This is a genomic window from Archangium violaceum (assembly GCF_016859125.1).
GTDB classification, from domain to species: Bacteria; Myxococcota; Myxococcia; order Myxococcales; family Myxococcaceae; genus Archangium; species Archangium violaceum_A.
This window is the reverse complement of the sequence record NZ_CP069338.1, coordinates 6,511,824-6,538,522: the sequence shown is the minus strand read 5'-3', so window position 1 is coordinate 6,538,522 and position 26,699 is coordinate 6,511,824. Positions and strand designations below refer to the sequence as shown.

Sequence of the window (26,699 nt, the reverse complement as noted above, 5' to 3'; positions counted from 1 at the left end):
CCGCTCAACGCCCCAGGGCCACGGGCGAGAGCCGCCCCAGCGGGCGGATCTGCAGGTTCATGTCCAGTTCGCCGTAGGTGAGCACCGCGACGTCCGGAAAGGAGCCCTCGCACAGCTTGCGCAGGGTCCGCCGGACGTCTGGGGCCGTGAGCAGCACGGTCTGCCCTCCCGTGGCGATGCGCTTCACCCCTTCCAGGATTTCCGCCACCTGCTCGGGCGCGGGTGCTGGCCCGCGAGGTCCACCAGAGCGCAGCGTCTCCTCGATGTCCGGATCCACCAGGTAGGCGAAGAGCGGTCCGGACGGGGCGAATTTGTGGCTGAGGTAGCGGTAGAGCGCCTGACGGCAGCGCTCGGCCAGGGCCGTGGCATCGCCCTCGGTGGTGGGGGCCACCAGGGCCTCGAGGATGGCACGCATGTTCCGGATGCTCACCTGCTCCTCCACGAGCTTGCGCAACACCTCGGTGAGCAGCGGCAACGGGACCTTCTGGAGTGCTTCCTTCACCAACGTGGGAGCCTGGGCCTCGAGCCCGTCCAGCAGTCCCTGCACCTCCTGGATGCCCAGGAACCCCGCCACGCGGGCACGGATGACGCTCCGCAGGTGCTCGGCGATGAGCTCCCCGGCGCTCCGGAGCGGGACCTGCGCCATCTCCAGGCGCGCACGTGCCTCCGCCGACACGCGGCTGATGGGCTTGCCGGTGGACGGGTCCACCACGGGCTCCGCCTTCACCTCCAGGAAGGCCATCTCCTCCGGCTGCGCCAGCGCGTAGAGCGCCCCAGGCACGACCTGTCCCATCCCAGCGGGCACCTCGTCGATCAGGATGCGATAGGTACCCGCCGGCAGGTACGCGGCATCGGTCCGCACCCGCATGCCGGGCACGCGCACACCGAGCTCATAGAAGACCTCGTCCCGCATCCGGTTGAGGACCTGGTGCACGAACGCGCCACCCTGTTCCTTCGCCAGCGGGGTGAGGTCTGGCGCCAGGTCCACCGTCAGCGGGGCGACCCCCACCGGCGCCACCGCGCTTTCTGGTGGCGCGCCCGGCTCCCCCTGCGCCGCCCCACCGGCTTCGGCTTTGCCGTCGGCCCGGTCCCCGGCGGATTCCTCCTCCATCGCGGCGGCCTTCACTTGAGCCAGGGAGTGCGCGAGCGTCCCCATCGCCGCCCCCAGCCCGAGGAACGTCAGGTGAGGCATCCCCGGCATCGCGGCGAGGGCCACGCAGAGCGCGGCCACCACCCAGAGCGCCTTGGCCTCGCCGAAGAGTTGCGAGCCGATCTCCGCACCGAGCGAATCATCCTCCTTCTCCGAGGCCACGCGCGTGACCACGAGACCCGCCGCCACCGCGATGCACAGCGACGGAATCTGCGACACCAGACCGTCACCGATGGCGATGAGGGCGTAGGTGGCGGCCGCGTCGGCCAGTGTCATCCCGTTCTGCAGGATGCCGATGCAGATGCCGCCCAGGAGGTTCACCGCGACGATGACCAGACCGGCGATGACGTCTCCCTTCACGAACTTCATCGCGCCATCCATGGCACCGAACATCTGGGACTCGCGCTCCAGATCGCGCCTCCGGCGGCGCGCCTGCGTCTGGTCGATGGCCCCCGCTCGCAGGTCCGCGTCGATGGACATCTGCTTGCCCGGCATCGCGTCCAGGGTGAAGCGAGCGGAGACCTCGGCCACGCGCTCGGCGCCCTTGGCCACCACGAGGAACTGCACCAGCGTGAGGATGGCGAAGAGGACCGCTCCGACGACGTAGTCGCCCCGCACCACGAACTCGCCAAAGGCCTGGATGACCTCTCCCGCGTGTCCCTCCGCGAGCGCCAGCCGTGTGGATGACACGTTGAGCGCGAGCCGGAAGAGCGTGGTGAACAGGAGCAGCGTCGGGAAGGACGTCACCTTCAACGCGTCCTTGGCATGGAGCGCCGCCACCAGCAGCGCCACCGCCGCCGCCAGGTTGATGGCCAACCCCAGGTCCAGCAGCCAGGGTGGCAGGGGAATGATGAGCGCCCCCAGTACCGCGCCCATCGCCACGGCGAGCACAACGTCCGAGGACTCGCGCGCCCTCGAGAGAATCTTCACCAGTCCATTCATGACATCTGCCTCCGTGGACGAGCGTCCACGTCCTGCGACTCCTGCGCCGCCCGGAGGACCGCCGCGGCGGCCTGATACAGTTCCTCGGGGATCTCCTCCCCGACGTCGTAGTGGATGAGGCCGCGAGCCAGCGGCACGTCCCGAACCACGGGAACTCCGAGCCGCTCGGCCTCGCGTCTCAGTGCGAGAGCGTCCGCCTCGCGCCCCTTGGCGACGAGGTACGGCGCCCCACACTCCTCCGTGGCGTAGCGGAGCGCGACCGCGATGTGCGTGGGATTGACGACCACGACGCTCGCCTTCTGCACTCCACGTGCCGGGCCTCCCGCCGCCAACTGGCGGTGCAACGCCTTGCGCTGCCCCTTGTGGTGCGGGTCGCCCTCGCTCTCCTTGTGCTCACGCTTCACTTCCTCGCGCGTCATCATCAGGTCCTTCACGTGCCGTCGGCGCGCCAGCGCGTAGTCCCCCACCCCCAACGCCACGAGGACGCACGCGAGCCGGAGGGCGAGCGGGCCGAGCCGGCCCACGATGTGCTCCAGGCCCAGCGTTCCCTCCAGCCAGGCCGCACGGAGCACATCCGGACCCGCCTCCACGGCGGCGCTCCAGACGAGCCACACCATCACCGCGGCCACGAGCAGCGCCTTTCCCATCTCGATGAGCGGCCTCACGCTGAAGAGCTTCTTCAGGCCCGCCGCCGGGCTGATGCGATCGAGCTTCGGCATCACGTGTTCCGCGTTCAGCTCGAAACCCACCGTGCCCACGGACACCGCGAGGGACGCCAGCAACGCGCCACCGAGCGCTGGTCCCACCAGGAGGGCCATCATCCACCCCGCCTCCCGCAGCGCGCCCGTGGGCTCCTGGTGCAGCATCAGCCGGGCCGTCCAATCCTTCAGCCGCGCGAAGCCCTCGGGCGCCAACAAGGTGAGTCCCAACAGCCCCCCGAGCGTCACCACGCTGGAAGACAACAGGCGGCTGCGCGGAATCTGTCCCTTGCGGCGCGCCTCGCGCAGGCGCTTCGAGGAAGGTTGTTCCGTCTTCTCACTCACCGAGCCACCTCTCCGAGCCGGAACAGCCCGCCCTCCACGGAGAGGAAGCCCGCGAGCAGCCGCTCACAGAGGAGGCCCACCGCGAGCCACAGCAATGCGCCCCCCGCGAGGATGCGCAGCGGCGCGCCCACCTCCTGGAGGTTCACCTGGGGCGCGGCGCGCGACACCATTCCCAGCAGGCAGTCCACGGCCATCACCGCGGCGGCGACAGGCGCGCCCACCGCGAGCCCCGTGGCCATCGCGCCTCCAGCGAGTCCCACCACATGCATCACCGCCATTTCGGTGGGCACGTAGGCGCCGAGCCGCACCCATCCGAAGCCACGCACCAACCCCGCGAGGACGACGGGCATGAGCCCTCCCGTTACCACCAGCCCGACGAGAAGCGGGTAGAGCGCATCCCCCGTGGCCGACTCGCGCGTCCCGGTCACGGGAAGGCTCGCCTCCGCCGAAGTGCCTCGGAAGAGGTCGATGAAGCGCCCCCCCATCCGCGCCGCGTCGAAGGGTAGTGCCGCCACCAGCCCCACGGACGTGCCGTAGGAGAGCTCCTTCATCGCCAACGCGGCCAGCTGCATCGGCGTCTCCACCGGCGCCGGCAGGGACACTCCCGCCACGTGGTGCAGGAAGAGCGCGAGGCTCAGCACCAGGGCGAGCTTCACCGTCGTCGGAGCCGCCTGTCCCCCCAGCAGCGGGCACAGGAAGGCCACCGGCAGCAGGCGCGCGGCGCACAACGCCACCGCCACCACGCTCGGCCCCAACGAGTCGAGCTGGGCACGAAGGAGCTCGAGGTTCACCCGCCCACCTCCGCGATGACCGTCAGGACCTGATGTGCGAAGAGGGTGAGCTGACCGGCGATCCATGGCCCGGCAACCACCAGCGCCAGCACCGCCGCGCACAGCTTGGGCACCACCGTGAGGGTGCTCTCCTGGAGCTGTGTGGTCGCCTGGAAGAGGCTCATCAGGAACCCCACCACCAGGCTCGCCCCGATGGGTGGCAGGGACGCGAGGACCATCAGCAGCAGCGCCTCGCGGCCGAGCAAGAGCAGGACGTCCTGGCTCATGGCATCACCGGTAGCCGAGGATCAGGCCGCGCGCGAGCAGCGCCCAGCCATCCACGGCGACGAAGAGGAGGATCTTGAAGGGCAGGCTCACCTGGCTCGGTGACAGGGATTGCATCCCGAGCGCGAGCAGCACGTTGGCGATGACCATGTCCAACACCAGGAACGGGAGGAAGACGAGGAAGCCAATCTGGAAGGCCTCCTTCAGCTCGGTGATGACGAAGGCCGGAATGACCACGAAGAGATCGTCCTCGTGGACCTGCTCGGCTTCCTCGGGTGGCCGCAGCTCTCGCGCCAGCTCCATGAAGCGGGCCCTCTCCTCCGGGCTGCCATGCTTCACCAGGAAGACACGCAGCGGTTCGGTCACCTCGCCCGCGGCGCCGAGGATCTGCGCACCGGAGCCGACGTCCTGGTAGACGGCCTGCCCCGCGTCATACATGCGCTCCATCACCGGAGCCATGATGTGGCCCGTCAGCACCGCGGCGAGCCCGGTGAGCACGATGGTGGGCGGCGCCTGCTGTGTTCCCATCGCCGAGCGTGCCAGCGACAGCACCACGGCGATCTTCGAGAAGCTGGTCAGCATCAGCACCGCGAAGGGCAGCAGCGACATCACCGCCAGCATGCCCATCATCGACAGCGGGCTGCCCGCGAAGGACAGCTGCGAGAACGACATCTCCGCCGCCGACGCCAACCCCGGAACGAGGACGCCTGGCACGAGCACCGCGCGGCTCATGACCCGGTCTCCTTCTCGCATCGCACGGGTGTGTGCACCCGGCGGACCTCCGCGAAGGAGTCTCCGAAGGCCACGAGGTACCGGCTTCCATCCACCTCCACCAGCGCCAGTCCACAGCGCTGGGAGAGGCCTGTCCGGGACACCACCCGCATGCGCTCGGTGAGCGAGAACCGGTGCTCGGCCCGGCCACGGCGCACGAGCCACCAGCCCAGGCCCCCCAGGGCCGCGGCGCCCAGCAGCCCCCGGGCCACCGAGGCCGCCGAGGCCCCACCCAGCGGGGCCAGCGCCGCCAGCCCGAGGACGAGCGTGAGCGCCAGGAGCATCCGGGCCCGCGGAGACACGGAATCGAACGAGGTCTTCATCGGAGCGCTCACGGCATGAGGGTGAGGATGCGGGCCCCCACCTCTCCCTCGATATCCACGAGCTCCGCCCGCGCCACCACCCGGTCCCCCACGCGCAGCAGCACCGGCTCGCTCGCGTTGATGCGCAACGGCAGCAGCGCCCCCGGCTTGAGCCCCGCCAACTCGGACAGCGGCAGCATCAGCCGCGTCAGCTCGATTTCCACTTCCACTGGCAGCGGGGGCATCCCCTCGCTTCGCTCGACCACGGTCACCATGTCCGACTCCTGGAGAAGTCCGCGCCTGTGCGCGCGGTTCAACGAGAAACCCTCGGGGGTGAAGTCACCCATCAACTCGAAGCCGCGCAGGACCAGGCGCCCGGAGCCCAACGGCTGCGTGCCTCCCCAGCGCAGCCCCTCGAACAAGACGACGTCCCCCTGCCCGAGCGACGCCAGCGCCTCGCGCGACAACGACGTGCACCCCATGAAGCAGCGGGCCCGCAGCCGAGCCGCCAGCACCTCGGGAGCGATCTCCGCGTCACCATCCGCCGGGAATTCCTTCAGCACCCCTTCGAGCACCACCGAGGGAAGCACCAGCCGCCCACCCGCGGTCGTCTGCCCCACCGTCACCGTCAGCTCCACGCCCAGGTGGCGCTGCCGGGCATCGAGACGCGCCAGCGCCTCCGTGCGCTGCATCGTCACTCCGGTGAGGCGCGGGCCGAATCTCCGTCGTAGCTCCTCCTGCTCACGCAGTGCGTACAGCGCCGACAGGCCCAGAAAGGCGAAGGAGGCTTCCTCCAGACGAGTCAGGTCCGTGATGGGACCGGGCTTCGTCCCCGCCCCCGCCAGGCGCTCCAGCGCGGCGAAGAGCAACGGCGGCTCCAGTTCCAGCACCGCCGTCCCGCCTCTCGCCGACAGGTCCACCAGGGCGAAGGCCGCCGTATGCGCCAGCCCCGTCGCCGGCATCACCACCGCCTCCAGCAACCGGGCCTCCGCCCGGACGACACACCCCAACTCCCGTCCGAGTGCTTCACACACCACAGCGAGCGCCTGCCTCGCGAGCCGCGCCACCTGGGGGCGTTCATTCAGTGCCACGTGGGCTCGAGACAACCGGCGGGTACCGAGCCGGCGCAGCCCCATTGGCTTCAACATCGTGGACTGGGAGGAATCTCCGAGAGGACTCTGCATGGTTGCTCCGTGGCGCGGACGAGCCGCTCCTGTTCACGGCCAATGCCAGAGGCCGCGCATGCGAAAACGAGGGGTTGAAGGTCAGGGGGCGTCCCGAATCGGAACAGGGGTCTCAGCGCGTGGCTTCGCGGATGAGCCGCTCGGCCAGCGAACACACCGCCGGAGTGGCCGCCGCGTCAGGTGGCTCCAGCTGACGCTCCGGAAAGAGACTGCGGTGGTAGGGCGGTAGCCTCCGGAAGATCTCCCGCCGCAATACCTCCGGAGCCGCCTCCATGACGCCCCGCAGCCGCGCCGCGGCATCCGGCCTCACTCCGAACTCCACCGCAACCCGGGCCTGTCGCCTCGCCGACGAGAGCGCGGCGAACCCGGCCAGGTGGTTCTTCGCCTGCCGTGCCTCCGGCCCGCTCAACCCATCGAGCAGTGCTGCCGCCCGCTCCCGCCCGAAGACCAGTGCCACCAACGCGAGCCGCTCCAGGGAGAGCAAAGCCGGAGGCGGAGACTTCACCGGCGCCGGACCCGGGGGCTTCTTCCAGGGCTCGGGCAACGGATTCCCGGGTGCCCGGCTGGCCACTGTCTGCTCTGGTCCCGGAGTCCTCGCTCCAGGACGCTCGATGCGCGTCGCCTCCATGACTCACCTTCCTTCGAGGCTCACGCCACCTTGCGCGCGGCCCCGGGCGTCACCACGGGTCGCGCGGGCGCAGGCGGAAGCACGGGCTTCGCTTCCGCCCTGGCACGATGGTGCCGCAGGCGCAGCGTCACCAGGATCAGCCCCACGGACAGCCCCGTGACGGCCAGGGACAGGATCGCCAGCAACACCCGCAGCCGTGTCAGCGGAGACACTCCCCGCGTGGGCGCCACCACCCGCGTGGACACCTCGTCCACCATGAGCGACACCCCCTCGGGGGAGAGTCCCTCCACGCCTCCCGCGATGAGCGCGCGCAGCATCTCCCGGGTGCCCTTGAGGGTGTCCGCGTAGCCGGGTGCCACGCGCAACATCGCCGAGGCCTTCGCTGGTACCGGCTGCTGTCCGGGCCTCGGTGGCGGTGGCACCACCAGGTGCACGCGCGCGAGGATGACGCCCTCCACCGTCTGCAGCGTCTTCTCCAGGCCCCGCTCCATCACCCGCCCCCGGCAGAGCTGCTCTTCCACCGGCGTCCTCACCAGCCCGCCCCCACCGAAGACGTCACAGCCCTCGTCCTGCACGGGGCGAGGCAGCCCCAGCTCGGCGAGGATCCGCACCGCGTCCGAGGACTGCTCCTCCGTCACCTCGATGGCCCACGTGGGCTTCTTGCCCGTCTCGGGCACCTTGCGCGCGTCGAGCCCCCGCTCGACGAGCACCGTCTGCAGCTCGTTGGCCTGGCGCTCGTCCAGGCCGTGCTGGATGCGCTCCCGGCACCCCGCGGCGCACAGGAGCAGCAGGAAGAGACAGCGTCTGAAGAACATGGGCAACTCCTCACACCTGGGTCTGCAGTACCTGCTTGACGCCGCCGGTCGCCTTCTCGACGACCTTGCCGGCGAGATCGAGCTCCTGGCTCGCCCGGTACACGTGGGCCTGGAGGGCGATCAGCTCGGTCGGCGAGAACGACCTGCCGGACTCGGCCAGTTCCAGGACGCGATCCAACCGCTTCTGCGCCTCGCTCACCCGGTCCAGCACCTGCACCGCCTGCTGAGACCGCGCGGCCCGCACCGAATCCACCCGCCCCCCGGCCTGGACCTCCGAGGTCCCCGCCGGAGCCTTCCCCACTCCCTCCGCCGTGCACGTCCCGCGCGCGGCCTCCGTCCGCTCCGGGGGGGCAGCCGGCGACGGAGCCCCCTCGGTCGCCACCTGGGGCCCCAGCCGCCTCGCCGGCGCCTTCACCCCCTCCAGCACCTTGCCGAAATCCGCCTTCCCCGAGGGATCCAGCGCGGGCGTCGCTCCCGCCCCGCCAATCGCCCCCACCTTGTCGATGGCCATGGCGCGCCCCTAGCGGATGTTGTTGATGGCCGCCTTCGCCGAGTCGTGACGGACCTTCATGATGTTGGAGATGGCGTTGTGCGCCCGGCTCTCCTTCTGCATGTCGTTCTGCAGCGCCATGTATTCCAGGTTCATCTTCGCCCCCTCGGCCTGCATCTCCTTCTGGGCCGCGAGCAGATCCCACTGGTCGCCCTGCCCCGTGGTGCCCGCCGTGCTCCCCGCGCCGCTCGCCGTCGCCCCGGTGCGCTGGATCGACGAGGTCGACGTCGACACCACCGAGCTGACGCTCGCCACCGCCGCGCTCACCATCGGCGAGCCCGGCACCAGCGCCGCAACCACCCCCGCTCCCGTCCTCACCACCTCCTGAGCCGTGTGCGCGAGCACCGTGCCGAAATCGTTCCGCGGCGTCTGCCGCGCCACGGTGGGGGTGATGGACAGATTGCCAATCCGATTGCCGTTCTCCACGTGATGCCTCCTGCGCTCGAGATGCGAGGGGGCTTCTTCAGCCGGCGTGCCAACCGGCGCGTGGAGTCATCTCGGGCACATGGCGGCTCCCCCTCCCGAGGAACCCTCCACACCGTGGAGCGCGCATCCACGCGCGTGGACGGACGGGTGGACGGGGCCCCGGACGAAAAGTTGCGCCCTCCGGGAGCTGCTCCAGACTCGTAGCCCCCTGTCGCACCCCGAGGAGCTCCCATGACGCCGTCCACCGGCCCCCTTCGCATCCACGAGCGCTACCACCCGCGCGTGGAGGCCAATTGGATGGTCAAGGTGCACATCGGCGAGCGCACCGTGCTCGTCAAGGCTCGCGACCTGTCCATGGCCGGCCTGTTCCTGCTCGGCCATCCCGCGGACACCACGCGGCAGCTCACCGTCACGCTCCCACTGCCCGGCATCGGGGACATCACCACCGCGTGCACCATCGTCCGCCGCGAGGCGCACGGCGTGGCGCTCGAGTTCGTGGACCTGGACTGGGATCACTTCCTGCTGCTGGCGCGCTACCTCCACCCGCGCCTGCCCTGAGCCCGCCGCGGCCCCTCAGGCCGCCGTGCGCAGCCGATCCACCAGCGCCATCAGCTCCGCGCCCTTGAAGGGCTTCTGGATGTAGCCGTCCGCTCCCGCCAGCGTGGCGCTCTCCATGTCCGACTTCTTGGACTTGGCCGTGAGCATGTAGACCGGCACCTTCGAGGTGACCGGATCGCTCTTGAGCATCCGGCACACCGAGATGCCGTCGAGCTGCGGCAGCACCACGTCCATCAGCACGAGTTGGAAGGGGCGGCTCTTGGCCAGCTTCAGGCCCTCGATGCCATTGGCGGCGCACACCACCTCCACGGCCCCGTCGCTCAACATGGAACGCACGAGCTCCCGGATGACGGGCTCGTCCTCGACCAGGAGGATGTGGAAGGGATTCTGCAGGTTGGCGGCCATGGGACTCACTCTTAGGCGAGCGCCTCCACCCCGTTCAAGGCGGCGGCACGATGCGCAGGATACAGCCCGGCCAGGATGGCGCACAGGGTGGATGAGATCCCCCTGGCCACCGCCAGACGGGCGGGGAAGATGTAGGTGGTCATGAGCCCTCCTGACAGTCCGATGAAGGCCGCCTCCCCCTCGAAGAGTCGGACGATGTGGGAGCGAGAGCCGGAGCAGCGCGGGCATGACCCGCGCACCTTATCCGCTCCCCGGCTGCCTGGGGGGCTCGGATGAAGGGCAGGCAGGCACGCGGGACGATGGGATGCCCGCGAGGGCCTCGTCGCCGAGGCCATCCCGGCGGCGGTGACCGTCGTCGCTCGGCTGCTCACCCTTCCGGTCCACGATGACTACCCTCAGGGTGCCATGAGCAAGGCCCCCTCGCCCGCCCTCGACGCCTTCGTCCGGCTCCGCGCCTCGTTCTTCGAGCGCTACCTCCAGAGCCAGCCCGAGGAGGCCACCACCCTCGGACTCCATCACCTGGACGACCGGCTCAAGGACCTCTCTCCGTCCGCGCTGGCCGACGAGTACGCCCTGCACCGCGACACCCTCGCGCAACTCGAGCGGCTCGCGCCCGAGGAGTTCCCCCCGGACGCCTGGCTCGATTGGATGGCGATGCTCGGCGTCTGCCGGTTCCACGTCCACGCCCACGAGGACCTGCGCGGACACCGGAGCAATGTCGAGCTGTCGACCTATCCGCACACGATGCTCCAGTACCAGATCGGCCAGGCCGAGACGGCCGAGGACTGGTCCGCCATCGCCAGCCGGGCCGCGCGCATCCCCACCTTCCTCCAACAGCAGGAGCAGCTGCTCGCCGAGGGGCTCGCCTCGGGAGAGGTGCCGGATGTGCACATCGTCCAGGAGTTCGCCGAGGACCAGCTCCCCGTCATCGTCCGGTACTTCGAGCACCTCCCGGCCCTGCCCGAAGCACACCAGGTGACACTCTCCAGCGCCGAGGCCCGTGCGCTCCAGCACGCGGCCCATGACGCCCGCGAGGCCTTCGCCGCCCACCAGCGCTTCCTGCGCGAGCGCGTGCAGCCCCATGCGCACGCCGGCGTGGTCCTCGGCGAGGACGAGTACCGGTGGCGGCTGCGACACATGTTCGGCCTCACCGCCTCTCCCGAGGAGCTGGTGCAGCGGGCCGAGGAGGTGTTGGCGCGGGCCCAGCACTCCATCGTCCAGCTCGCCGCTCAGCTCGCCGCGGAGGTTCCCGGAGCGCCCTCCACCCTCTCCAATCTGGCGGACGCCCGGACCCTGCTCGCGCGGCTCGAGCTGGAGCACCCCGCCCACGACGAGGACGTCATCCCCCTCTACCGGGAGCGCATCGCGCACGCCGAGTCCTTCATCCACGAGCGGGAGCTGTTCAACGTCCCCGAGGGCTGCCGGCTCGGCCTCAAGCCCCTTCCTCCAGGCATGGTGGACGTTCGCGGCACCAACTGGCCCGCGCCGCTGAAGGATCCCCGCAAGGTGGGCTGGTTCGTGCTGGCCCCCATGGCCGCCGCGCACCCCACCGTCTGGGCCACGCTGCTGGCCGTGCACGAGGGCATCCCCGGCCACTTCCTGCAGAGCGTCGCCTGGCAGCGGGCCTTCTCCCACCATCCCGCCCCGGTCCGCTTCCTCCTCGTGACGGACCACGTGGCCATGGCGCGCGGCCACTTCGGCCCCATGCTCAACATCGAGGGCTACGCCACCTACGCCGAGGAGCGGATGCGGCGCGCGGGCTTCTACTCCGCCCCCGAGGAACTCACGGCGCTGGTGGCCCGGGCCCTGCGCGCCGTACGCGTGGTGGTGGACATCGGCCTGCACACCCGGCGCATGGATGACGAGGCCGCGGTGAGCTATCTCATGCGCTCCGCCAGCATGCCCGAGCCCAACGCGCGGCGGGAAATCCTCCGCTACAAGCGCCTGCCCCTGCAGTCCATCACCTACCTGCTCGGCGCGCTCGAGTTCGAACGGCTCGAGGAGGACTGCCGGCGCGAGCGCGGGCGCCACTTCGACGAGGCCCGCTTCCACGACGAGCTCTTCTCGTTCGGCCCAGTGCCTCCCGCGCTCCTGCGACGCTTCATGCTGAGCGCCCCGTGACGTCCGCGAGCCAGCCCACGAAGCGCGTGTCCCCTCCGCTCCTGCCCCGCACGCGGTGGAGCACCCGCTTGAAGAGGGCGTAGACGCGGAAGAAGGTCTCGAGCCCCGTGCGTTCCGCCGCGCTCAGGGGCCGCGCACTGCAGATGACCTTGGGGTCGGCGCAGCCCGCGTCGAGGAAGCCAATCACCCCCACCACCGGTACTCGCAGGCGCTCGCCCCGGCGCAGACGCGGACCGAGCACCACCACGTCCAGGGGATCCCCATCCCCCGAGCTCAACCCGGGAATGCAGCCGTAGTTGTAGGGACACGGCAGCGGCGAGATGAAGTCCACGCCCCCGTCCGCGCGCCGCTTCACCACGGACCAGCGAGGAGACTCGACCAGCACTTCGGGCTCGCTCGGGAGCTCCGGCGGAAGGGAGAACGCTGACACCCGGGCTGTGTAGCACGAAGTAGCACCCACGCACCGTCCGCGAGGGGACGCTCGTGTTACACTTCTGTGAACCCGGGCACGTCCGTTCCACTGGAAAATTCGGCTCCCCCTGGCACCAACCCCGGCGCAACCCCAACTCCCTCCGAAGTGGAAATGGAGGTCGATGATGCGGCGTTGGGCACATCTCGGGCTTCTGGCCCTGGCGGCGTGTTCGGGTGGGGCCGACGACGTGTCGGTGCAGGGGCACAACGAGTGCGGAGACGTGGTCGAGAACGCGCTCCCCGATGAGGCCTTGCGCCAGACCCCGGATGGACGCGAGGCCGTGCTCGTCCGCTACCGCTCCAGCGCTCGGGTGAGCGCGGCCACGGTGCGGCGCCTGGGAGGTCAGGTGACGGCGCAGTACCGCCTCGTCCCGGCGGTGGCCGCGCGTGTGACCCCCGAGGAGCGGGCCCGGCTCGCCGCGGATCCGGACGTGGAGAGCATCGAGCCGGACCTCGAGGTGCACGCGCTCGGCCTGCCCACGACGACCGGCTCGGTGGATGAGTACACGGACGCGCTGAGGCTCGTGCAGGCCCAGCAGGTGTGGGACGCCAACGAGGATGGCGTGCTCGACACGGGAGCGCCGACCGGCGCGGGCATCCGGGTGTGCATCATCGACAGTGGCATCGACCGGCGGCACCCCGAGCTGGCCATTCCCTACGCGGCCGGCCACGACTTCGTGGATGACGATGACGACCCGAGCGACGAGTCGAACGGCGTGAGAGGCCTTGGCCATGGCACACACGTGGCGGGCATCGTCGCGGCCCAGCTCGGCTCGGGAGGCACGACCTGGCCGGCCATGAGCCAGGGCGGCATGGTGGGAGTGGCCCCCGGCGTGGAGCTGCTGATCGCCCGGGTGCTCAACGTGCACGAGAGCGCCAGCATCAGCACCGTGCTCTCGGGACTCGAGTGGTGCAAGCAGCAGGGGGCGCACATCGCCTCGCTGTCGCTCGGGGCGCCGATGGACATGGGAAACACGGCGCGGGAGGCATTCCAGGCCGCGGTGGACGGGGGAATGCTCATCGTCGCGGCGGCGGGAAACGACAGCCGCCCGGGAGACGAGGCGCCCCTCAGCTACCCGTCGGCCTATCCGTCCGTGATGGCGGTGGGCGCCGTGGACGCGAAGGAACAGGTGGCCTCCTTCTCCAACCGCGGCGAGGGGCTGAGCCTGGTGGCGCCTGGCGTGGACGTGCTCTCCTCCATCAGCGTGCAGGGAGCCACCGAGCCGGAGCTCGACGCGGAGGGAGCGCGGTACACCTCGCGTTCGATCTTCTTCGCGCCCGCGGGTGAGTACACGGGAGAGCTGGTCGACTGCGGCATGGGCGACGTCGGCGAGTGCAAGAGCGGCACGTGCGAGGGCTTCGTGGCCTATGTGCGGCTGGCCGGGTTCTACTCCGTCACGGACAGCGCGCGGAATGTGATGAGACAGGGCGCGCGGGCGATCGTCTTCGGCGCCGAGGAATCCGAGAGCCAATCCTGGCAACTGGGTCTGGACGGACCGGGGCGCAAGTGGGTGCCCTCGCTCGCGGTGGGCAGGGAGTCGCGGGCGGCCGTGCTCGCTCACCTGGGCAAGCAGGTGCGCGTGAGCCTGCGCGCAGTGGACTACGCCCGGTTCCCGGGCACCTCGATGGCCACGCCGCACGTGACGGGCGTGGCGGCGCTCGTGTGGAGCGCACGTCCCTCCCTGAAGGCCAACGAGGTGCGCGCGCTGCTGGAGCGCAGCGCGAAGGACCTGGGCGAGCCGGGGCATGACGCACACTACGGCCACGGGCTGGTGCAGGCGAAGGCGGCACTCGACACGCTCCAGCAGATGCCCTGACGGAAGGGGTGAGGGTAGTCTCCCGACTGCCCATGCCCTCCGAGTCCACCCTCCCGCGCTACATGACGCGCTTCCGCTGCATCGCGGAGCGCTGTGAGGACACCTGCTGCTCGGGGCTGAAGGTGCCGGTGAGCGGCTCTCACTGGCAGCGGATGCAGGCGGTGGTCTCGAGCGACCCGGAGGAGTCGGAGCGCCTGCGCCAGTGCGTCTCCCCGAATCCGGGTGGCGCCCCCACGGAGCAGGCCTTCATCCAGATGCGTCCGGACGGGCACTGCCCCTTGCTGGACGCGGAGCGGTTGTGCTCGCTCCAGCGCCGCCACGGGGACGCACTGCTTCCGGACATCTGCGCCACCTTCCCGCGCGTCGTCACACGCTGGGGCGAACGGGTGGAGGTCTCCGGGACCCTGGCCTGTCCCGAGGTGGCTCGCTCGTGCCTGCTGGAGGAGGACGCGCTGGAGCCGGTGCCACTGCCCGCTTCGTCTCCACACGTCACGCGGCCAGAAACGGCGAGGCACATCCCCGTGGACACGGAGGACGCCTATACCTTCCACGCGGAGACGGTGCGCGCGGCCATGCTGCGACTGCTGCACCGGCGGGAATACCCCCTCGCCTCGCGGCTCGCCATGCTCGGGCAACTGGCCTACGGGCTGGACGACTTCTACTTCCGGGGAACGGAAGCCTTCCGCGGGGAAGCGCGCTCTGGAGCCGAGGCCCGTTTGAACAAGGTGCTCCAACGCTTCGAGCGTCCGGACATCCTGGACGCGGTCCACCGGGACTTCACCGGGCTGACGCTCCCGGGTGGGCCCTGCGTGGGCCTGTTCCGCTCGGTGCTGAAGGCACGGATGGCGGCGGGCCGGGGCGAGCGGTTCTCCTCCCTGGTGCGGGGTGTCCTGGATTCCCTCCGGCTCGAGAACGGTGGCGCGAGCGACCTGGACGCGGCCTGGCACACCTACGCGGAGCGGTGGAGCCACCTGGAAGCGCGGTACGGCGAGCGGGTGCACCGCTACTTCCACAACTCCACCGAGCACCAACTCTGGCGTGCGCCCTTCACCGACTCGCCGAGCCTGCTCGCCTACGTGTTCCGCCTGACCCTGCGGGTGGGGCTGCTGCGCCTGACGCTCGCGGGCCATCCCCGGGTAGCGGAGCTCCGCCACAAGCCCTCCCCCACCTCCGAGTCACAGGAGCACCTGGACCGGGCGGCGGTGGAGACCTTCCAGCTCCTGGCGAAGCATGTGGAGCAGTCGCCGGACTACCTCTCGCTCGCCGAGGGCCTCGTGGGCCCGGGCCGCGGCGCGGAAACCCTGGGCAAGGTGCTCGTCTTCGCGACCTTCTGACCCGGGCGAGCACTCTCAGACAGCGAGGTCAGACATCCGGTCGATACGTTCGCGGCGGTCCCACACCATCTGGTGGCCACGCCGGAAGTACCAGACGCGGTGCCAGGGAATCTCCCCGTCGGGCACGAAGGCCGCGAAGGGGACCTCCTCCATCTGCTCGCCACGAGCGTCGTAGCCGATGACGAACGCGTGCGCGTCGAGCCGTGGGTCCCAGCGGATGCGGTGATACACCTCGCGGCTGGTCTGGAATCTGTCCTGTGACATGGCGACGCACCAGACGCGACCCGTGCGCCGGGACTGACAAGCGACGACCCTCACCCCAGCCCTCTCCCAGAGGGAGAGGGGGCGGACACGGGCTCAGGCCGTTTGCTTCAGATCTCCGCCACGCCCTCGCGCTCGGCCCAGCCCTCCAGGCCGTTGGGCAGGCGGATTCGCACGTAGCGCCCCGTCTCCTCCATCACTCGCACCTTCAGGCCGGGGTGCACCTCGAAGGCCACCTTGGCCTCCTCCTTGGGGAACTCCCGCGCACGCAGCGTGGGCGCCACGACCACGGCCTCGTGCAACGTCTCGTGCACCCAGACGTGCGCGGCCAGCAGCGCGCCGGACGGCACCGACGCCACCAGCAACACGCTCCCCACCACCAGCGCCCAGGCGCGCCGGCCCGGACGCAACAGCCGGAAGAGAATCAGGAAGGCGAAGGCGGCCAGCCACGTCCCCAGGAAGAGCCACGCCACCAGGTTGCCGCTCGTGGCGGCCACCACGCGCTGCAGGAAGGGCTCCTCGGGCGCGTTGCCCACCACCTTGTCGAGCTGCCTCGCGCGCGCGAGCGAGAGGTTGGCCTCCAGGTCCGGGCCCTCTCCTCCAGCCTTGCGCGAGCGCTCGAAGGCCAGCACCGCGCGCCCCAGGTCTCCCTCCGCCAGGTACGTGGTGCCCAGGTTGTAGTGGATGTCCGGGCCTCCGAAGCCGTGCGAGATCAACTTCTCGTAGCCCTCGCGCGCGGCGGCGTAGTCCTGCTTCAGGAAGGCCTCGTTGGCCTGCTGGAAGAGGGTCTGGGCCTCCTCCGGCGAGTAGTACGTCTGGCTCAACAGCGTGGCCACGAGGATGGCGGTGATGGCGCTCACTTGTCCCAACCCTCCATGACGGCCGCGGCGTCATCCAGGATGCGCTCGCGGGCAGCCGGCTCGGCGCCGGGGGCGAAGCGGCCCGCGTCACACGCCTCCAACACGAAGCGCACCCGCTGGCGTCGCGCCGCGTCCACTCCGGCCTCGGCCAGCTTCGCCTCCAGCGCGTCCCGGGTGAGGCCTCCCACCGGAGCGTGCAGCCGGGCCTCCAGGAAGTTCAGCACGGCCTTCTCCACCTCACCGTAGAAGGCGCTGGAGCTGCCTCCGCGCAGCTTCTCCGCCTCCGCCAGCCGCTTGCGCGCCGCCTTGGCCCGCTGCCGGTTGCGGCTGCCCTCGTCCTGGTTCGACAACCTCCCGCGCACCAGCCCCGCCAGGCCCAGGACCATCATCAGCCCCACGGGCGTCAGCACCGCCGGCACGAAGAAGGGCCGCTGCCACACGGCCGCCGCGGGCTCCTCGAAGCGGGCCTGGTAGCGCAGCGGGCGCAAGCCGCCCGCGGTGAGGACGTTCTTCTGCTCGGACGCGGCGTCCGCCATCTGCGAGGGCGTGGCCGCTGGCCCGGACGACGCCACCCCACCCGCCCCGGGCTCCACGGAGATCTCCACCGGATCGGTTCGGGACACCTCGTAGCGGCCCGTCTTCGGGTTGAAATAGGGGAACTCGAGCGCCGGCAACGTGAAGGTGCCCGTGCGCTGCGGCATCACCAGGTACTCCTGCACCCGGCGGCCCTGGATCTTCCACTTGTTGGGCGTCACCTTGTCGGTGGTCGTCGGATCGTACACCTTGAACGCGGCGGGGGCCTCCAGGCGGGGCGGCGTGACGTTCTTCACGTTGCCCGAGCCTTCCAGGATGACCCGCACCGTCACGGGCTGGCCCAGCTCCACCTGTGTCTGGGACACATCCAGGGACAGCTTCCAGTCGCCCACGTGGGCGCTCGGCATGCCCTTGGGTCCACCCGGCGGCAGCGGCTTCACCTCCACCTCCAGCGCATTGGAGACGCGGTGCACCCGGTGGCCGGCGAACAGGAAGCCGGTGGTGATGTCCGCCTCGGCGGGGGTGACGGCCAGGGTGCCACTCTTCACCGGGAAGAGCGCACGCCGCCGCAGCAGGTAGGTGCGGTAGGGAATGCCGTTGACGACGCGCTGCTCGCCGGAGAGCTGCGTGGGACTCTCCACGTCCTCGCTCCAGAAACCATCCAGCTTCGGCATGGTCACCGCGTCCACGCTGGAGAGGTCCACGCGCGAGTAGATGTAGAGCGACAGCGTCACCTGCTCGCCCACGTACACCTGCTTCTTGTCGAGGGTGGCGCGCAGGAACAGGTCCGAGTCCCCACGGGGAATCCGGATGTCCTCCTGCATCCGCCTACCCGGATCCTCCTCTTCCTCCTCGTCGGCGAACGGATCCTGCATGCCGCCGAAGCCAGGGAAGTTGCGGAAGGGATCCGGCATTCGCTGGCGCTGGGCCTGCGCGGACCCACCCACGTGCCCCTTGCGCACCGTCATCTTGATGGGCTCGGTGCGCCAGGTACGGCCTCCGGCGGTGAGCACGGCCGGGGGGATGGTGAGATTGCCCGTGCGGTTGGCTCGCATCATCAGCACGTGCTTGCGCACCGTCTGGATGACGGGCGGCCCGTTCCCACTCATCGCGATGGAGCTCTGGGTGCTCTGCGAGGACGACAGCACCTCGAAGTCCTCGGGCGCGGGGAACTGCACCCGGGCGTTGTCCGGCGGATCCACCACCACCACGGTGAGCTGGAAGAGGTCCTCCGTGCCCACCTCGGTGCGATCCACCGTCTGGTAGAATTCGATGTCCGCCCATGCTGGCATCGCCACCAGCAACAGGGCGAGCGCGGCCAGCGCCGCGTGGCCGCTACCAGTCCTTCTCATTGGGATTCCTCGGCCGCTTCTTCTGCTGGAAACGCCACTGCTGGAGATTCTTCTCGTTCTGCTTCATCGCATCCAGCAGGCGCTCGGCCTCCTGGCGATCGATGTCCTCCGGGTTGACACCTCCATCCACCTCCTCGGCCTCACCCTCGGTGCCTCCGTCGGATTCCTGGCCCTGCTCGTCCTCGCCCTGGCCCGCGTCGCCCTCGCCTCCATCCCCCTGGCCTCCGTCCGCCTGGCCTCCGTCGCCCTCGCCCCCATCCGGGCCCGCGTCGGAGCCGCCATCTCCCTGGCCTCCGTCGCCCTCGCCCCCATCCTGCTGGCCCGCGTCACCCTGGCCACCGTCCTGGCCTCCATCCATCCCCCCATCCATGCCGGCATCCGAGCCGCCGTCCGTGCCACCATCCGTGCCCGAATCCGCCGACGTGCCCCCATCCTGCTGACCCGCATCCGGGGAGCCGCCATCCTGGCCTCCGTCCTGGCCTCCGTCCTGGCCTCCGTCCGTGCCGCCATCCGAGCCACCCTTCTGCGGCGGAGGCAGGTTCTTGAGCAGCACCTCGTAGTTGTGCCGGGCCTGGGCGTCCGAGGGGTTCATGGTGAGCGCGCGGCGGTACGCCTTGAGCGCCTCGCGCGTGTCGCCCGTCGCCGCGTAGACGTTGCCCAGGTTGTAGGTGGCCTTCTGACGCAGCTCCTGCTGGTTGGAGTCCGCCACGCTCTGGAAGGCCTGCCTCGCCTCGTCGTAGCGGCCCAGCTTCATCAGCGCGTCGCCGCGGTTGAACTCCACCGCCGGATCATTCGGACGCTCCTTCTTCGCCTGCTCGAAGGCCGAGAGCGCATCCTCGTAGCGGCCCGCGTCGTACGCCTGACGCCCCTGCTGGATGAGCGGGTGCTCCTTCTCCAACAGGCCCGCGGCCCGGGCCCCCGACGGCAGCACCAGCCCCACGGCGAGGAGCACCACCCCCACACGCATGTCCAGGATCCGCCTGCTCACGACGACCTCCGGCGCGAGGACGGCAGCAGCAACATGCCCACCACCAGCATCACGAGCCCCGGCAGGGCGAATGTCTGGAAGCGCTCGTCGTAGCGGACGGTGACGCGGCTCTCCAGCTCGCTCTTCTGCATCTTCTCGATGCGCTCCAGCACCTGGGCCATGGCCACACCGCGCGGCTGGTAGAAGAAGGCGCCGCCGGTGTTCTCGGCGATGGCGGTGAGGCCCGCGCGGTCCATGCGCGTAATCACCGTCTCACCGCTGCTGTCCTTCTTGTAGTCCACGAACTCGCCGCGGCGGTTGTAGACGGGGATGGGCTCGCCCTGCTCGGAGCCCACGCCCACGGTGAGCACCTGGACGTTGGCCTCCTTGAGCGCGGCCACGGCCTTGTCCACCTCGCCCACCAGGTCCTCGCCGTCCGACAGCAGCACCACCACACGCTCCTTGGCGCCGCGGTCCGCGTTCTCCAGCACCTGCCTGGCGAGCATCAACGCCTCGCCAATGTTGCTGCCGCCCTGGGGCATCTGCTCCGGCTCCACCGCGCGCAGGAAGAGCTTCACCGCCGAGTAGTCCGAGGTGAGGGGCGACTGCACGAATGCGTCACCCGCGAAGGCCACCAGGCCCACCCGGTCTCCCTTCAACTCGTCCAGCAGCGTGGTGAGCTCCAGCTTCGCGCGCTCCAGGCGGCTGGGCTGCACGTCGCGCGCGAGCATGGACTTGGAGGCGTCCAGCACCACCACCACGTCGATGCCGCGGCGCTTCGTCAGCTCGCTCTTGGTGCCGCACTGGGGCTGGGCCAGCGCCAGCCCGAAGAGGAGCAGCCCCAACCCGTAGAAGCCGCCCTGCACCGCCGGGCGCCAGCGCGAGGCACCGGGGGCGAGCTTGTCCACGAGCCGCTCGTTCAACAGCGCGCGCACGCGGGAGCGGCGACGCAGCGCGGACACGAGGGCCAGGGTGCCCACCAGTCCGCCCAGCACGCACAGCGCGAGGAAGGCGGGCTTCGCGAGCCCCACCTGATAGCCGAGAACGGTGAAGCGCCAGGGGTCCGTCAGCGTCACGGGAACACCCTCAGGAAGGTGGCGCGCAGGAGCAGCTCCAGCGCGGCGAGTCCGAAGGCCAGCAGCAGGTACGGGTGGTAGTCCTCGCGGTAGTTGGCCGCGGCCCCACCCTCCATCAACTTGGAGCGCTCCAGCGAGTCCAGCACCTGCTGGAGGCCCTGCTTGAGACCCTCCGGGTCGGTGGCGCGGTAGTACTCGCCCCCGGTGGTGTCGGCGATGTCCTGCAGCAGCTCGGGGTTGATGGGAATCTCCGTCTCGCGCCAGACGGTGTTGCCGAACAGGTCCGTGCCCTGGGGGAAGGGCACCTTGCCGCCCTTGCCCACGAGGATGGTGTAGATGGGGATGTTCAGCGACTTCGCCATGCTGGCCGAGTCCCGCGGGGAGATCTTCCCCGCGTTGTTGTCACCGTCGGTGATGAGCACCACCACGCGGCTCTTGGCCTCCGAGTCGCGCAGGCGGTTGAGCGCGGTGGCGAGCGCGTCGCCGATGGCGGTGCCATCCTCGAGCACCCGGGTGCGCAGCTGCCGCAGCACCTCCTTGAGCACGCCATAGTCGAGCGTCAGCGGCGCCTGTGTGTAGGCCGCGCCGGCGAACACCACCAGGCCGATGCGGTCGTTGACGCGGTTGGAGATGAACTCGGCGAGCACCTCCTTGGCCACGTGGAGGCGGTTCTGCGGACGGAAGTCGCCGGCCTCCATGGAGGTGGACAGGTCGAGCGCCACGACGATGTCGATGCCCTCCACGCTCATGTCCCTCACGCGCGCGTCACGCGACTGGGGCCGGGCGAGCGCGACCACGGCGGCGGCCACCGCGAAGGCGCGCATGAAGGGCAGCATGGGCAGCATGTACGTGCGCACACCGCGGCCCTGCCGGGCGAGCACGTGCGCCGCGGAGAAGCGCAGCGCGGCACGGGAGCGCCGCTCACGCCAGGCCCACGCGAGGAGAACCGGCACGAGCAGCAATCCCCACAGGAACTGGGGGCTATGAAACGCGAGGTCCGGAAGCATGGGACACGGGGGCCGCCTCGGGAGGCGGTGGAGGGGGCCAGGTCTTCGCCAGCAGCTCGTAACCGAAGGACAGCGACTCGCTGCACATCTCCGGGGAGGACTCGGCCCGGGCGTACTTCACCAGGTCCGACTCGGAGACGAAGCGCATGAGCCCGTCCTCGGGCAGCCCGGGAGGATTCATGCGCCGCAGCTTCGCCATCAGCTCCGAACTCGTGCACTCGAGGGCATCGAAGCCATAACGCTCGCCCAGGTAGCCGCGGACGATCTCCGACAGCCGGAAGTAGAAGTCCTTCACCTTGCCCTCGGCGGGCAGGTTCTCGGACATGAGGGCGTCCAACGCCCGGCGGGTGCGCACATCCAGGGGCTGGAGCGGCTGGACCGCGGCCCCGGGGCGGTCGCGGTACTTCTGGAAGAGCCGCCACGCCACCACCCCCACCAACACCGCGGCCAGCAACCCCAGGAGACTCCACAGGAGCGTCCAGGAGCGGATGGCCACCTCGGTGGGCGGCTGGATGTCGTGCAGCTCCGCGCCCTGCGACTGGGCGTCGTCGGGCAGCGTGGAGCCCACCTCGAGGGTGCGGCCCGGGGCCACGAAGCGCTTGGGGCCCTCCGGCGTCGAGACGACGAAGGGAATGCCGGGCAGCGTGAGCATGCCCAGGTTGAAGGCGGACATCTTCAGCTGGAACGTGGTGACCGCCGGCTCCGTGCCCGCCCGAGGCGGCGTGCGCGACTGGGACAGCACCTCGAAGTCACCCAGGTCCGAAGGCAGCGCCAGCTCGTAGCGCTGCTCGGACGGATGGGTGAGGACCAGCTCGTAGACGAAGGGCTCGCCCAGGACGACACGCTCGGGCTGCACGCTGGCCTGGAAGCGCTCGGGCTCCACCTCCGGCAGATTCGCGAGGGCCGGGGCCAGCGCGGGAGCCGGAGCCTGCGCCAGGGCGGGAGACACGAGGAGGAACGCGCAGAGAGCCAGCCACCTCATGCCGCCATCCTCCGGGAGCGGGCACGGAAGAAGCGCACCAGGGCCATGCCATGGTCATCGCCCGTGCTCAGCTCCACGTGGTCCAACTCCAGCTTCTTGAAGAGCTTGCGCCGCTCCTCGCGCTGCGCCTGCATGGCTCGGGCGAAGCGGCCCCGGACGAGCGGGTCGCTCGTGTCCACCACGAAGCGCTCGCCCGTCTCCGGGTCCTCCATCTCCACCAGGCCCAGCCGGGGGAACTCCTGCTCCAGCGGATCCGTGATGACCACGGGCACCAGGTCGTGCTTGCGGCCCACCAGGCGCAGCGGCTGCTCATAGCCCTGGGTGAGGAAGTCCGAGATGAGGAACGTCACCGTCTTCCGGCGCGCCAGGCGGCTCAGGTAGTTGAGGCCCACCGCCAGATCCGTCCCCTTCCCCTTCGGCTGGAAGGTGAGGATGTCGCTCACCAGCCGCATCACGTGCGTGCGGCCCTTGCGCGGCGGCACCACCTTCTCCACCCGGTCCGAGAAGAGGATGAGCCCCACCCGGTCGTTGTTGGCGATGGCGCTGAAGGCGATCTGAGCGGCCACCTCGGCGGCCACCTCCGACTTGGAGCGCTCGCGCGAGCCGAACTCCTTCGAGGCGGAGACGTCCACCAGGAGCATCACCGAGAGCTCGCGCTCCTCGGTGAAGACCTTGACGTAGGCCTCGTCCATGCGGGCGGTGACGTTCCAGTCGATGATGCGGATTTCATCACCGGGCTGGTACTGCCGCACCTCGGAGAAGGCCATGCCCCGGCCCTTGAAGACCGATTGGTACTGGCCCGCGAGCATGTCCGACACCACCTTGCGGGTGCGGATCTCCAGCTTGCGGATGCGGCGGATGATGTCCTTGGCGAGCACGACGCGCTCCCTGGCCTCTCCCCTGCGTGAAACCGGTTACGGAACCTCGACGCGATCGAAGACGCGCTGGATGAGCTTCTCGGTGGTGAGCTCCTCGGCCTCGGCCTCGTAGGTGAGGGCGATGCGGTGGCGGAGCACATCGAAGGCCACGGCCTTGACGTCCTCGGGGGTGACGAAGCCGCGGTGGCGCAGGAAGGCGTGTGCGCGAGAGGCCTGGCTCAGCGCGATGGTGGCGCGCGGGCTCGCCCCGAACTGGATGTAGTCCGCCTGATCCTTGAGGCCGTAGCGCCCCGGCTCGCGCGTGGCGAAGACCACGTTGAGGATGTAGTCCTTCACCTTCTCGTCCATGTAGATCTGCGTGACGAGCTCGCGGGCGCGCACGAGGTGCTGCAGGTCGATGACCTTCTGGGCCTGCGGGGGCTTCCCGCCGCTCATGCGGTCCATGATGACCTTCTCTTCCTCGCGCGTGGGGTAGCCCACCCGCACCTTGAGCATGAAGCGGTCCACCTGCGCCTCGGGCAGCGGGTAGGTGCCCTCCTGCTCGATGGGGTTCTGGGTGGCCAGCACCAGGAAGGGCGAGGGCAGCGGGAAGGACTGGTCGCCGATGGTGACCTGGCGCTCGGCCATGGCCTCGAGCAGCGCCGACTGCACCTTGGCGGGGGCGCGGTTGATTTCGTCCGCCAGCAGCACGTTGGCGAAGACGGGACCCTTGCGGACCGTGAAGCTCGCCGTCTGCTGGTTGTAGATCATCGTGCCCACCACGTCCGCGGGAAGCAGGTCCGGGGTGAACTGGATGCGCGTGAAGGTCGCGCTGATGCTGTCGGCGATGGTGCGCACCGTGAGCGTCTTGGCCAGGCCCGGTACGCCCTCGAGGAGGACGTGGCCGTTGCACAAGAGGCCGATGAGGATGCGCTCCAGCATGTAGCGCTGGCCGACGATGACCTTGCCGACCTCCTGGTTGAGGAGCTCGACGAAGCTGCTCTCCTGCTGGACGCGCTCGGTGAGTGCTCGGATGTCCGTGTTCATATGTGCCGTCTCGACCCTGAGGAGGCGGGCAGCCTAGGGTGATGTAGGTACGCCGCTCAACAGCCCATTTCGCCGGACATTCCAGTAATTTAGGGGGCCCACCCCCCCTGGAGAGACCTGGAAATGCCCGGCCGGAGCATCCAAAACCACATCGAGGCGATGAAAGCCAACCTTCCCGCGAAGACGGGCCGCACCTTCGAGCAGTGGGTAACCCTGGCCCGGAAGGGGCCCGGGGAGGTGAAGGGGCTGGTGGCCTGGCTGAAGGGCGAGCACGGACTGGGGACGGTGACAGCGACGCTGGTCGCCCACCAGGTGCACGGGGGCTACATGGTGGAACATGAGGACCCGGACGCCCTGCTGGAGGGCAACTTCGCGGGCGGGAAGGCGACGTTGCGCCCGGTGTACGACGCGCTGATCAAGGCCGCCCGGAAGGCCAGCAAGGAGATCTCGGTCCATCCCTGCAAGACGTACATCACCCTCAAGCGGGGGACGCAGTTCGGCGTGGTGAAGGTGGCCCGGGAGCGGATCGACCTGGGTCTCATGCTGCCGGGCATCGAGCCGGAGGGTCGGCTGGAGAAGGCGCGGAACCTCGGCAACGACCGCGTCACCCACAAGGTGGTCCTCACGGCGAAGAAGGACGTGGACGCCGAGGTCGTGCGCTGGCTGAAGACGGCCAGCGACCAGAAGGCGCAGCCCAAGGTCAAGGCGAAGACTACGGCCAAGGCCAAAACCACCCCCAAGACGAAGACCACGGCCAAGGCGAAGACCAGGACCTCAGCAGCCCGGTGACCCTCGGCTGCAATGATTAGCACCTCGTCCACGCGTCCCAGGACGATGCGTCAATAGACGATGCAGTCGAACTTCCCGATGAAAGCCTTGAGCGCTTCCGGGGTGGTCTCATACCGCGTTCTCTCGGCCGGGGTACTGGGATCTGTCCGGCGATCCATCAGATGCTCGAGGCCCCGGGCTAGGACCCTGACGTACTGTCACGCCTCCGAGCCAGACGCATTCTCCCCGAGCGCGTCGGCGGATTTCTCGCGGGCTCCAAGATCCACACCGTTGCGGAGCGTCAGGTAGAGGCCGACCAGCAGCAGGTGAACCAGGGCGAGGGCGGGAAACACGCCGATACCCAACATCAGGACTCCCAGAAGGAGCAGTGGAGCGGAGATGAGGCAGACGAGCAGGAACCAACGGAGCTGTCCCCGGGTGATGACCCTGGCAATCCGGAACGCGACCAGTGGACCCGCCGTGTCATTGCATGCCAGTTCCATCATCGCCACACTCAGCAGGAAGCTCATCCGGAACAGTGCGTAGCCCGACAACAGGATGACCACCAAGCTCAGACCGCCCCCCAGGAGCATGCCCAACCAACTCAGCCCCGCCCGTTCGAGGCTCACGGCGAGGCCCATGAACATGGGAATGAGCATGTTCATGAAGCCAGCGTAGAGCACGGTCGCGAGCGCCACCAGAGAGCCCAGCATGCCCAGCACGACATAGGAGAGTGTCTTCCTCCACTGCCCCAGGAAGTCAGGAAAGGTAGCCGTGCCGCCTCGCAACACCGCCCAGGACACCCGGTGCACACCCAGTTGCATCACGCCCTGGATGACCAGGATGAAGGGAGTGGCGAGCAGCACCAGCACCACAGCCACCGCCATTCCCTCCTCTCCCGCCGCGCCCCCCAGGGCTCCGCTGACGAGGCTCACCCCCAGACTGAACACGGGACCGACAGCGGCGAGCAGCAACATCCCAAGACTCAGCAGAAGCCACTCGCGCCGGAACACATCCCAGCAGAGAGTCCAGAGCGCACCGAAGCGCCAGTCCGTCCGCGAGAGCGGAAACGGAGCGGGGTCCGCCACTCGCTCCCGGCATGTCGGACAACGGTCCTCGCGGCCTCCAGCGCCGCACTCGCCACACATGAAGTTGCCACAACGCACACACGTGGCGCTCGCCGGCTGCCCACCATGCCGCGCACAGAAGGCACCCGCATCCATGGACTGAAGGCCCTGCGTCATCCGATCTCCTCCCGAGAAAAAGGCTTTCACCTTCCCTCAGAAGGAATGGCGGCCGCACGTTACAGCGGCACGTGTGACATTTCGTTGACGCGCGGAAGACAGGCAGGTGTCCACCCGATGGCCGTCAGGAGTCCGCGTCCATAACGTCCATGAGCACCTCGTACTCCCCACC

29 protein-coding genes are annotated in these 26,699 nt (G+C 69.7%); 5 read left to right on the top strand and 24 right to left on the bottom strand.

What is annotated here, in order from left to right:
• Positions 1-4: 4 nt before the first annotated feature.
• The 11 genes from sctV to JQX13_RS27935 all read right to left on the bottom strand — a co-directional run bounded on the left by sctV (position 5) and on the right by JQX13_RS27935 (position 8,866).
• Positions 5-2,092, bottom strand: a complete 2,088-nt coding sequence (sctV, locus tag JQX13_RS27985; protein ID WP_203402538.1) for a type III secretion system export apparatus subunit SctV — start codon at positions 2,090-2,092, stop codon at positions 5-7.
• The gene (locus tag JQX13_RS27980; protein ID WP_203402537.1) at positions 2,089-3,135 is read right to left on the bottom strand and encodes an EscU/YscU/HrcU family type III secretion system export apparatus switch protein; all 1,047 of its coding nucleotides are present in this window, start codon (positions 3,133-3,135) and stop codon (positions 2,089-2,091) included. The genes sctV and JQX13_RS27980 overlap by 4 nt, the downstream gene beginning before the upstream one ends.
• Positions 3,132-3,926: an EscT/YscT/HrcT family type III secretion system export apparatus protein gene (locus tag JQX13_RS27975; RefSeq protein ID WP_203402536.1), complete on the bottom strand. Its 795-nt coding sequence runs from the start codon at positions 3,924-3,926 to the stop codon at positions 3,132-3,134. The genes JQX13_RS27980 and JQX13_RS27975 overlap by 4 nt, the downstream gene beginning before the upstream one ends.
• Positions 3,923-4,192 (bottom strand): flagellar biosynthetic protein FliQ, encoded by a 270-nt coding sequence (locus JQX13_RS27970; protein ID WP_203402535.1) that lies wholly within the window; start codon positions 4,190-4,192, stop codon positions 3,923-3,925. The genes JQX13_RS27975 and JQX13_RS27970 overlap by 4 nt, the downstream gene beginning before the upstream one ends.
• A 4-nt stretch (positions 4,193-4,196) precedes the next feature.
• Entirely contained in the window at positions 4,197-4,922 is a 726-nt protein-coding gene (sctR, locus tag JQX13_RS27965; RefSeq protein WP_203402534.1) for a type III secretion system export apparatus subunit SctR, read from the bottom strand.
• Positions 4,919-5,284 (bottom strand): flagellar biosynthetic protein FliO, encoded by a 366-nt coding sequence (locus JQX13_RS27960; protein ID WP_203402533.1) that lies wholly within the window; start codon positions 5,282-5,284, stop codon positions 4,919-4,921. Before JQX13_RS27960 ends, sctR begins: the two co-directional genes overlap by 4 nt.
• Before the next feature lie 8 nt (positions 5,285-5,292).
• Positions 5,293-6,447, bottom strand: coding sequence for a FliM/FliN family flagellar motor switch protein (locus JQX13_RS27955; RefSeq protein WP_239013901.1), 1,155 nt, complete (start codon positions 6,445-6,447; stop codon positions 5,293-5,295).
• A gap of 112 nt (positions 6,448-6,559) precedes the next feature.
• Positions 6,560-7,075: a hypothetical protein gene (locus JQX13_RS27950; protein WP_239013900.1), complete on the bottom strand. Its 516-nt coding sequence runs from the start codon at positions 7,073-7,075 to the stop codon at positions 6,560-6,562.
• Positions 7,076-7,095: 20 nt separating this feature from the next.
• Positions 7,096-7,890, bottom strand: a complete 795-nt coding sequence (locus tag JQX13_RS27945; protein WP_203402532.1) for a flagellar M-ring protein FliF — start codon at positions 7,888-7,890, stop codon at positions 7,096-7,098.
• A gap of 10 nt (positions 7,891-7,900) precedes the next feature.
• Entirely contained in the window at positions 7,901-8,401 is a 501-nt protein-coding gene (locus tag JQX13_RS27940) for an ATP-dependent helicase HrpB (protein ID WP_203402531.1), read from the bottom strand.
• A 9-nt stretch (positions 8,402-8,410) separates the two neighbouring features.
• Positions 8,411-8,866: a hypothetical protein gene (locus tag JQX13_RS27935; RefSeq protein WP_203402530.1), complete on the bottom strand. Its 456-nt coding sequence runs from the start codon at positions 8,864-8,866 to the stop codon at positions 8,411-8,413.
• 231 nt (positions 8,867-9,097) lie between these two features.
• Here JQX13_RS27935 and JQX13_RS27930 point away from each other — a divergent pair, with 231 nt between their 5' ends.
• The gene (locus JQX13_RS27930) at positions 9,098-9,424 is read left to right on the top strand and encodes a PilZ domain-containing protein (protein WP_203402529.1); all 327 of its coding nucleotides are present in this window, start codon (positions 9,098-9,100) and stop codon (positions 9,422-9,424) included.
• Positions 9,425-9,439: 15 nt separating this feature from the next.
• On the opposite strand, the gene JQX13_RS27925 is transcribed toward JQX13_RS27930, so the two are convergent.
• Positions 9,440-9,829, bottom strand: a complete 390-nt coding sequence (locus tag JQX13_RS27925; protein WP_203402528.1) for a response regulator — start codon at positions 9,827-9,829, stop codon at positions 9,440-9,442.
• 11 nt (positions 9,830-9,840) lie between these two features.
• Positions 9,841-9,972, bottom strand: a complete 132-nt coding sequence (locus tag JQX13_RS55550; protein ID WP_275424868.1) for a hypothetical protein — start codon at positions 9,970-9,972, stop codon at positions 9,841-9,843.
• 262 nt (positions 9,973-10,234) lie between these two features.
• On the opposite strand from JQX13_RS55550, the gene JQX13_RS27920 reads away from it, so the two are divergent.
• Complete coding sequence (locus JQX13_RS27920; protein ID WP_203402527.1) at positions 10,235-11,950, top strand: DUF885 domain-containing protein; 1,716 nt, start codon at positions 10,235-10,237, stop codon at positions 11,948-11,950.
• Here JQX13_RS27920 and JQX13_RS27915 read toward each other — a convergent pair.
• Complete coding sequence (locus JQX13_RS27915) at positions 11,931-12,335, bottom strand: inorganic diphosphatase (RefSeq protein WP_239013899.1); 405 nt, start codon at positions 12,333-12,335, stop codon at positions 11,931-11,933. The two genes, JQX13_RS27920 and JQX13_RS27915, sit on opposite strands and share 20 nt — an antisense overlap.
• A 208-nt stretch (positions 12,336-12,543) precedes the next feature.
• Here JQX13_RS27915 and JQX13_RS27910 point away from each other — a divergent pair, with 208 nt between their 5' ends.
• Positions 12,544-14,238 (top strand): S8 family serine peptidase, encoded by a 1,695-nt coding sequence (locus JQX13_RS27910; RefSeq protein ID WP_239013898.1) that lies wholly within the window; start codon positions 12,544-12,546, stop codon positions 14,236-14,238.
• Positions 14,239-14,270: 32 nt separating this feature from the next.
• On the top strand, positions 14,271-15,572 hold the full coding sequence (fliB, locus tag JQX13_RS27905; protein ID WP_203402525.1) for a flagellin lysine-N-methylase: 1,302 nt from the start codon (positions 14,271-14,273) through the stop codon (positions 15,570-15,572).
• Between the two features lie 15 nt (positions 15,573-15,587).
• Here fliB and JQX13_RS27900 read toward each other — a convergent pair whose 3' ends face one another.
• The 9 genes from JQX13_RS27900 to JQX13_RS27860 form a co-directional block, all read right to left on the bottom strand.
• Positions 15,588-15,836, bottom strand: coding sequence for a DUF504 domain-containing protein (locus tag JQX13_RS27900; RefSeq protein WP_203402524.1), 249 nt, complete (start codon positions 15,834-15,836; stop codon positions 15,588-15,590).
• A gap of 107 nt (positions 15,837-15,943) precedes the next feature.
• Entirely contained in the window at positions 15,944-16,693 is a 750-nt protein-coding gene (locus JQX13_RS27895) for an SH3 domain-containing protein (RefSeq protein ID WP_203402523.1), read from the bottom strand.
• A complete protein-coding gene (locus JQX13_RS27890; protein WP_203402522.1) occupies positions 16,690-18,579 on the bottom strand; it encodes a BatD family protein in 1,890 nt (629 codons plus the stop codon). The genes JQX13_RS27895 and JQX13_RS27890 overlap by 4 nt, the downstream gene beginning before the upstream one ends.
• Complete coding sequence (locus tag JQX13_RS27885; RefSeq protein WP_203412240.1) at positions 18,563-19,546, bottom strand: tetratricopeptide repeat protein; 984 nt, start codon at positions 19,544-19,546, stop codon at positions 18,563-18,565. Before JQX13_RS27885 ends, JQX13_RS27890 begins: the two co-directional genes overlap by 17 nt.
• A 17-nt stretch (positions 19,547-19,563) precedes the next feature.
• Positions 19,564-20,622 (bottom strand): VWA domain-containing protein, encoded by a 1,059-nt coding sequence (locus JQX13_RS27880; RefSeq protein WP_203402521.1) that lies wholly within the window; start codon positions 20,620-20,622, stop codon positions 19,564-19,566.
• Positions 20,619-21,629, bottom strand: coding sequence for a vWA domain-containing protein (locus JQX13_RS27875; protein ID WP_203402520.1), 1,011 nt, complete (start codon positions 21,627-21,629; stop codon positions 20,619-20,621). The genes JQX13_RS27880 and JQX13_RS27875 overlap by 4 nt, the downstream gene beginning before the upstream one ends.
• Positions 21,604-22,611 carry a hypothetical protein gene (locus JQX13_RS27870; RefSeq protein ID WP_203402519.1) on the bottom strand — a complete coding sequence of 336 codons (1,008 nt, stop codon included), beginning with the start codon at positions 22,609-22,611 and terminating at the stop codon, positions 21,604-21,606. Before JQX13_RS27870 ends, JQX13_RS27875 begins: the two co-directional genes overlap by 26 nt.
• Positions 22,608-23,489, bottom strand: a complete 882-nt coding sequence (locus JQX13_RS27865; protein ID WP_203402518.1) for a DUF58 domain-containing protein — start codon at positions 23,487-23,489, stop codon at positions 22,608-22,610. The genes JQX13_RS27870 and JQX13_RS27865 overlap by 4 nt, the downstream gene beginning before the upstream one ends.
• Before the next feature lie 36 nt (positions 23,490-23,525).
• Positions 23,526-24,515, bottom strand: coding sequence for an AAA family ATPase (locus JQX13_RS27860; protein ID WP_203402517.1), 990 nt, complete (start codon positions 24,513-24,515; stop codon positions 23,526-23,528).
• A gap of 159 nt (positions 24,516-24,674) precedes the next feature.
• On the opposite strand from JQX13_RS27860, the gene JQX13_RS27855 reads away from it, so the two are divergent.
• Positions 24,675-25,304, top strand: coding sequence for a DUF5655 domain-containing protein (locus JQX13_RS27855; RefSeq protein ID WP_203402516.1), 630 nt, complete (start codon positions 24,675-24,677; stop codon positions 25,302-25,304).
• Between the two features lie 197 nt (positions 25,305-25,501).
• Here the strand turns inward: JQX13_RS27855 and JQX13_RS27850 are convergent, their stop codons facing one another.
• A complete protein-coding gene (locus tag JQX13_RS27850) occupies positions 25,502-26,527 on the bottom strand; it encodes a B-box zinc finger protein (protein ID WP_203402515.1) in 1,026 nt (341 codons plus the stop codon).
• Positions 26,528-26,699 lie beyond the last annotated feature (172 nt).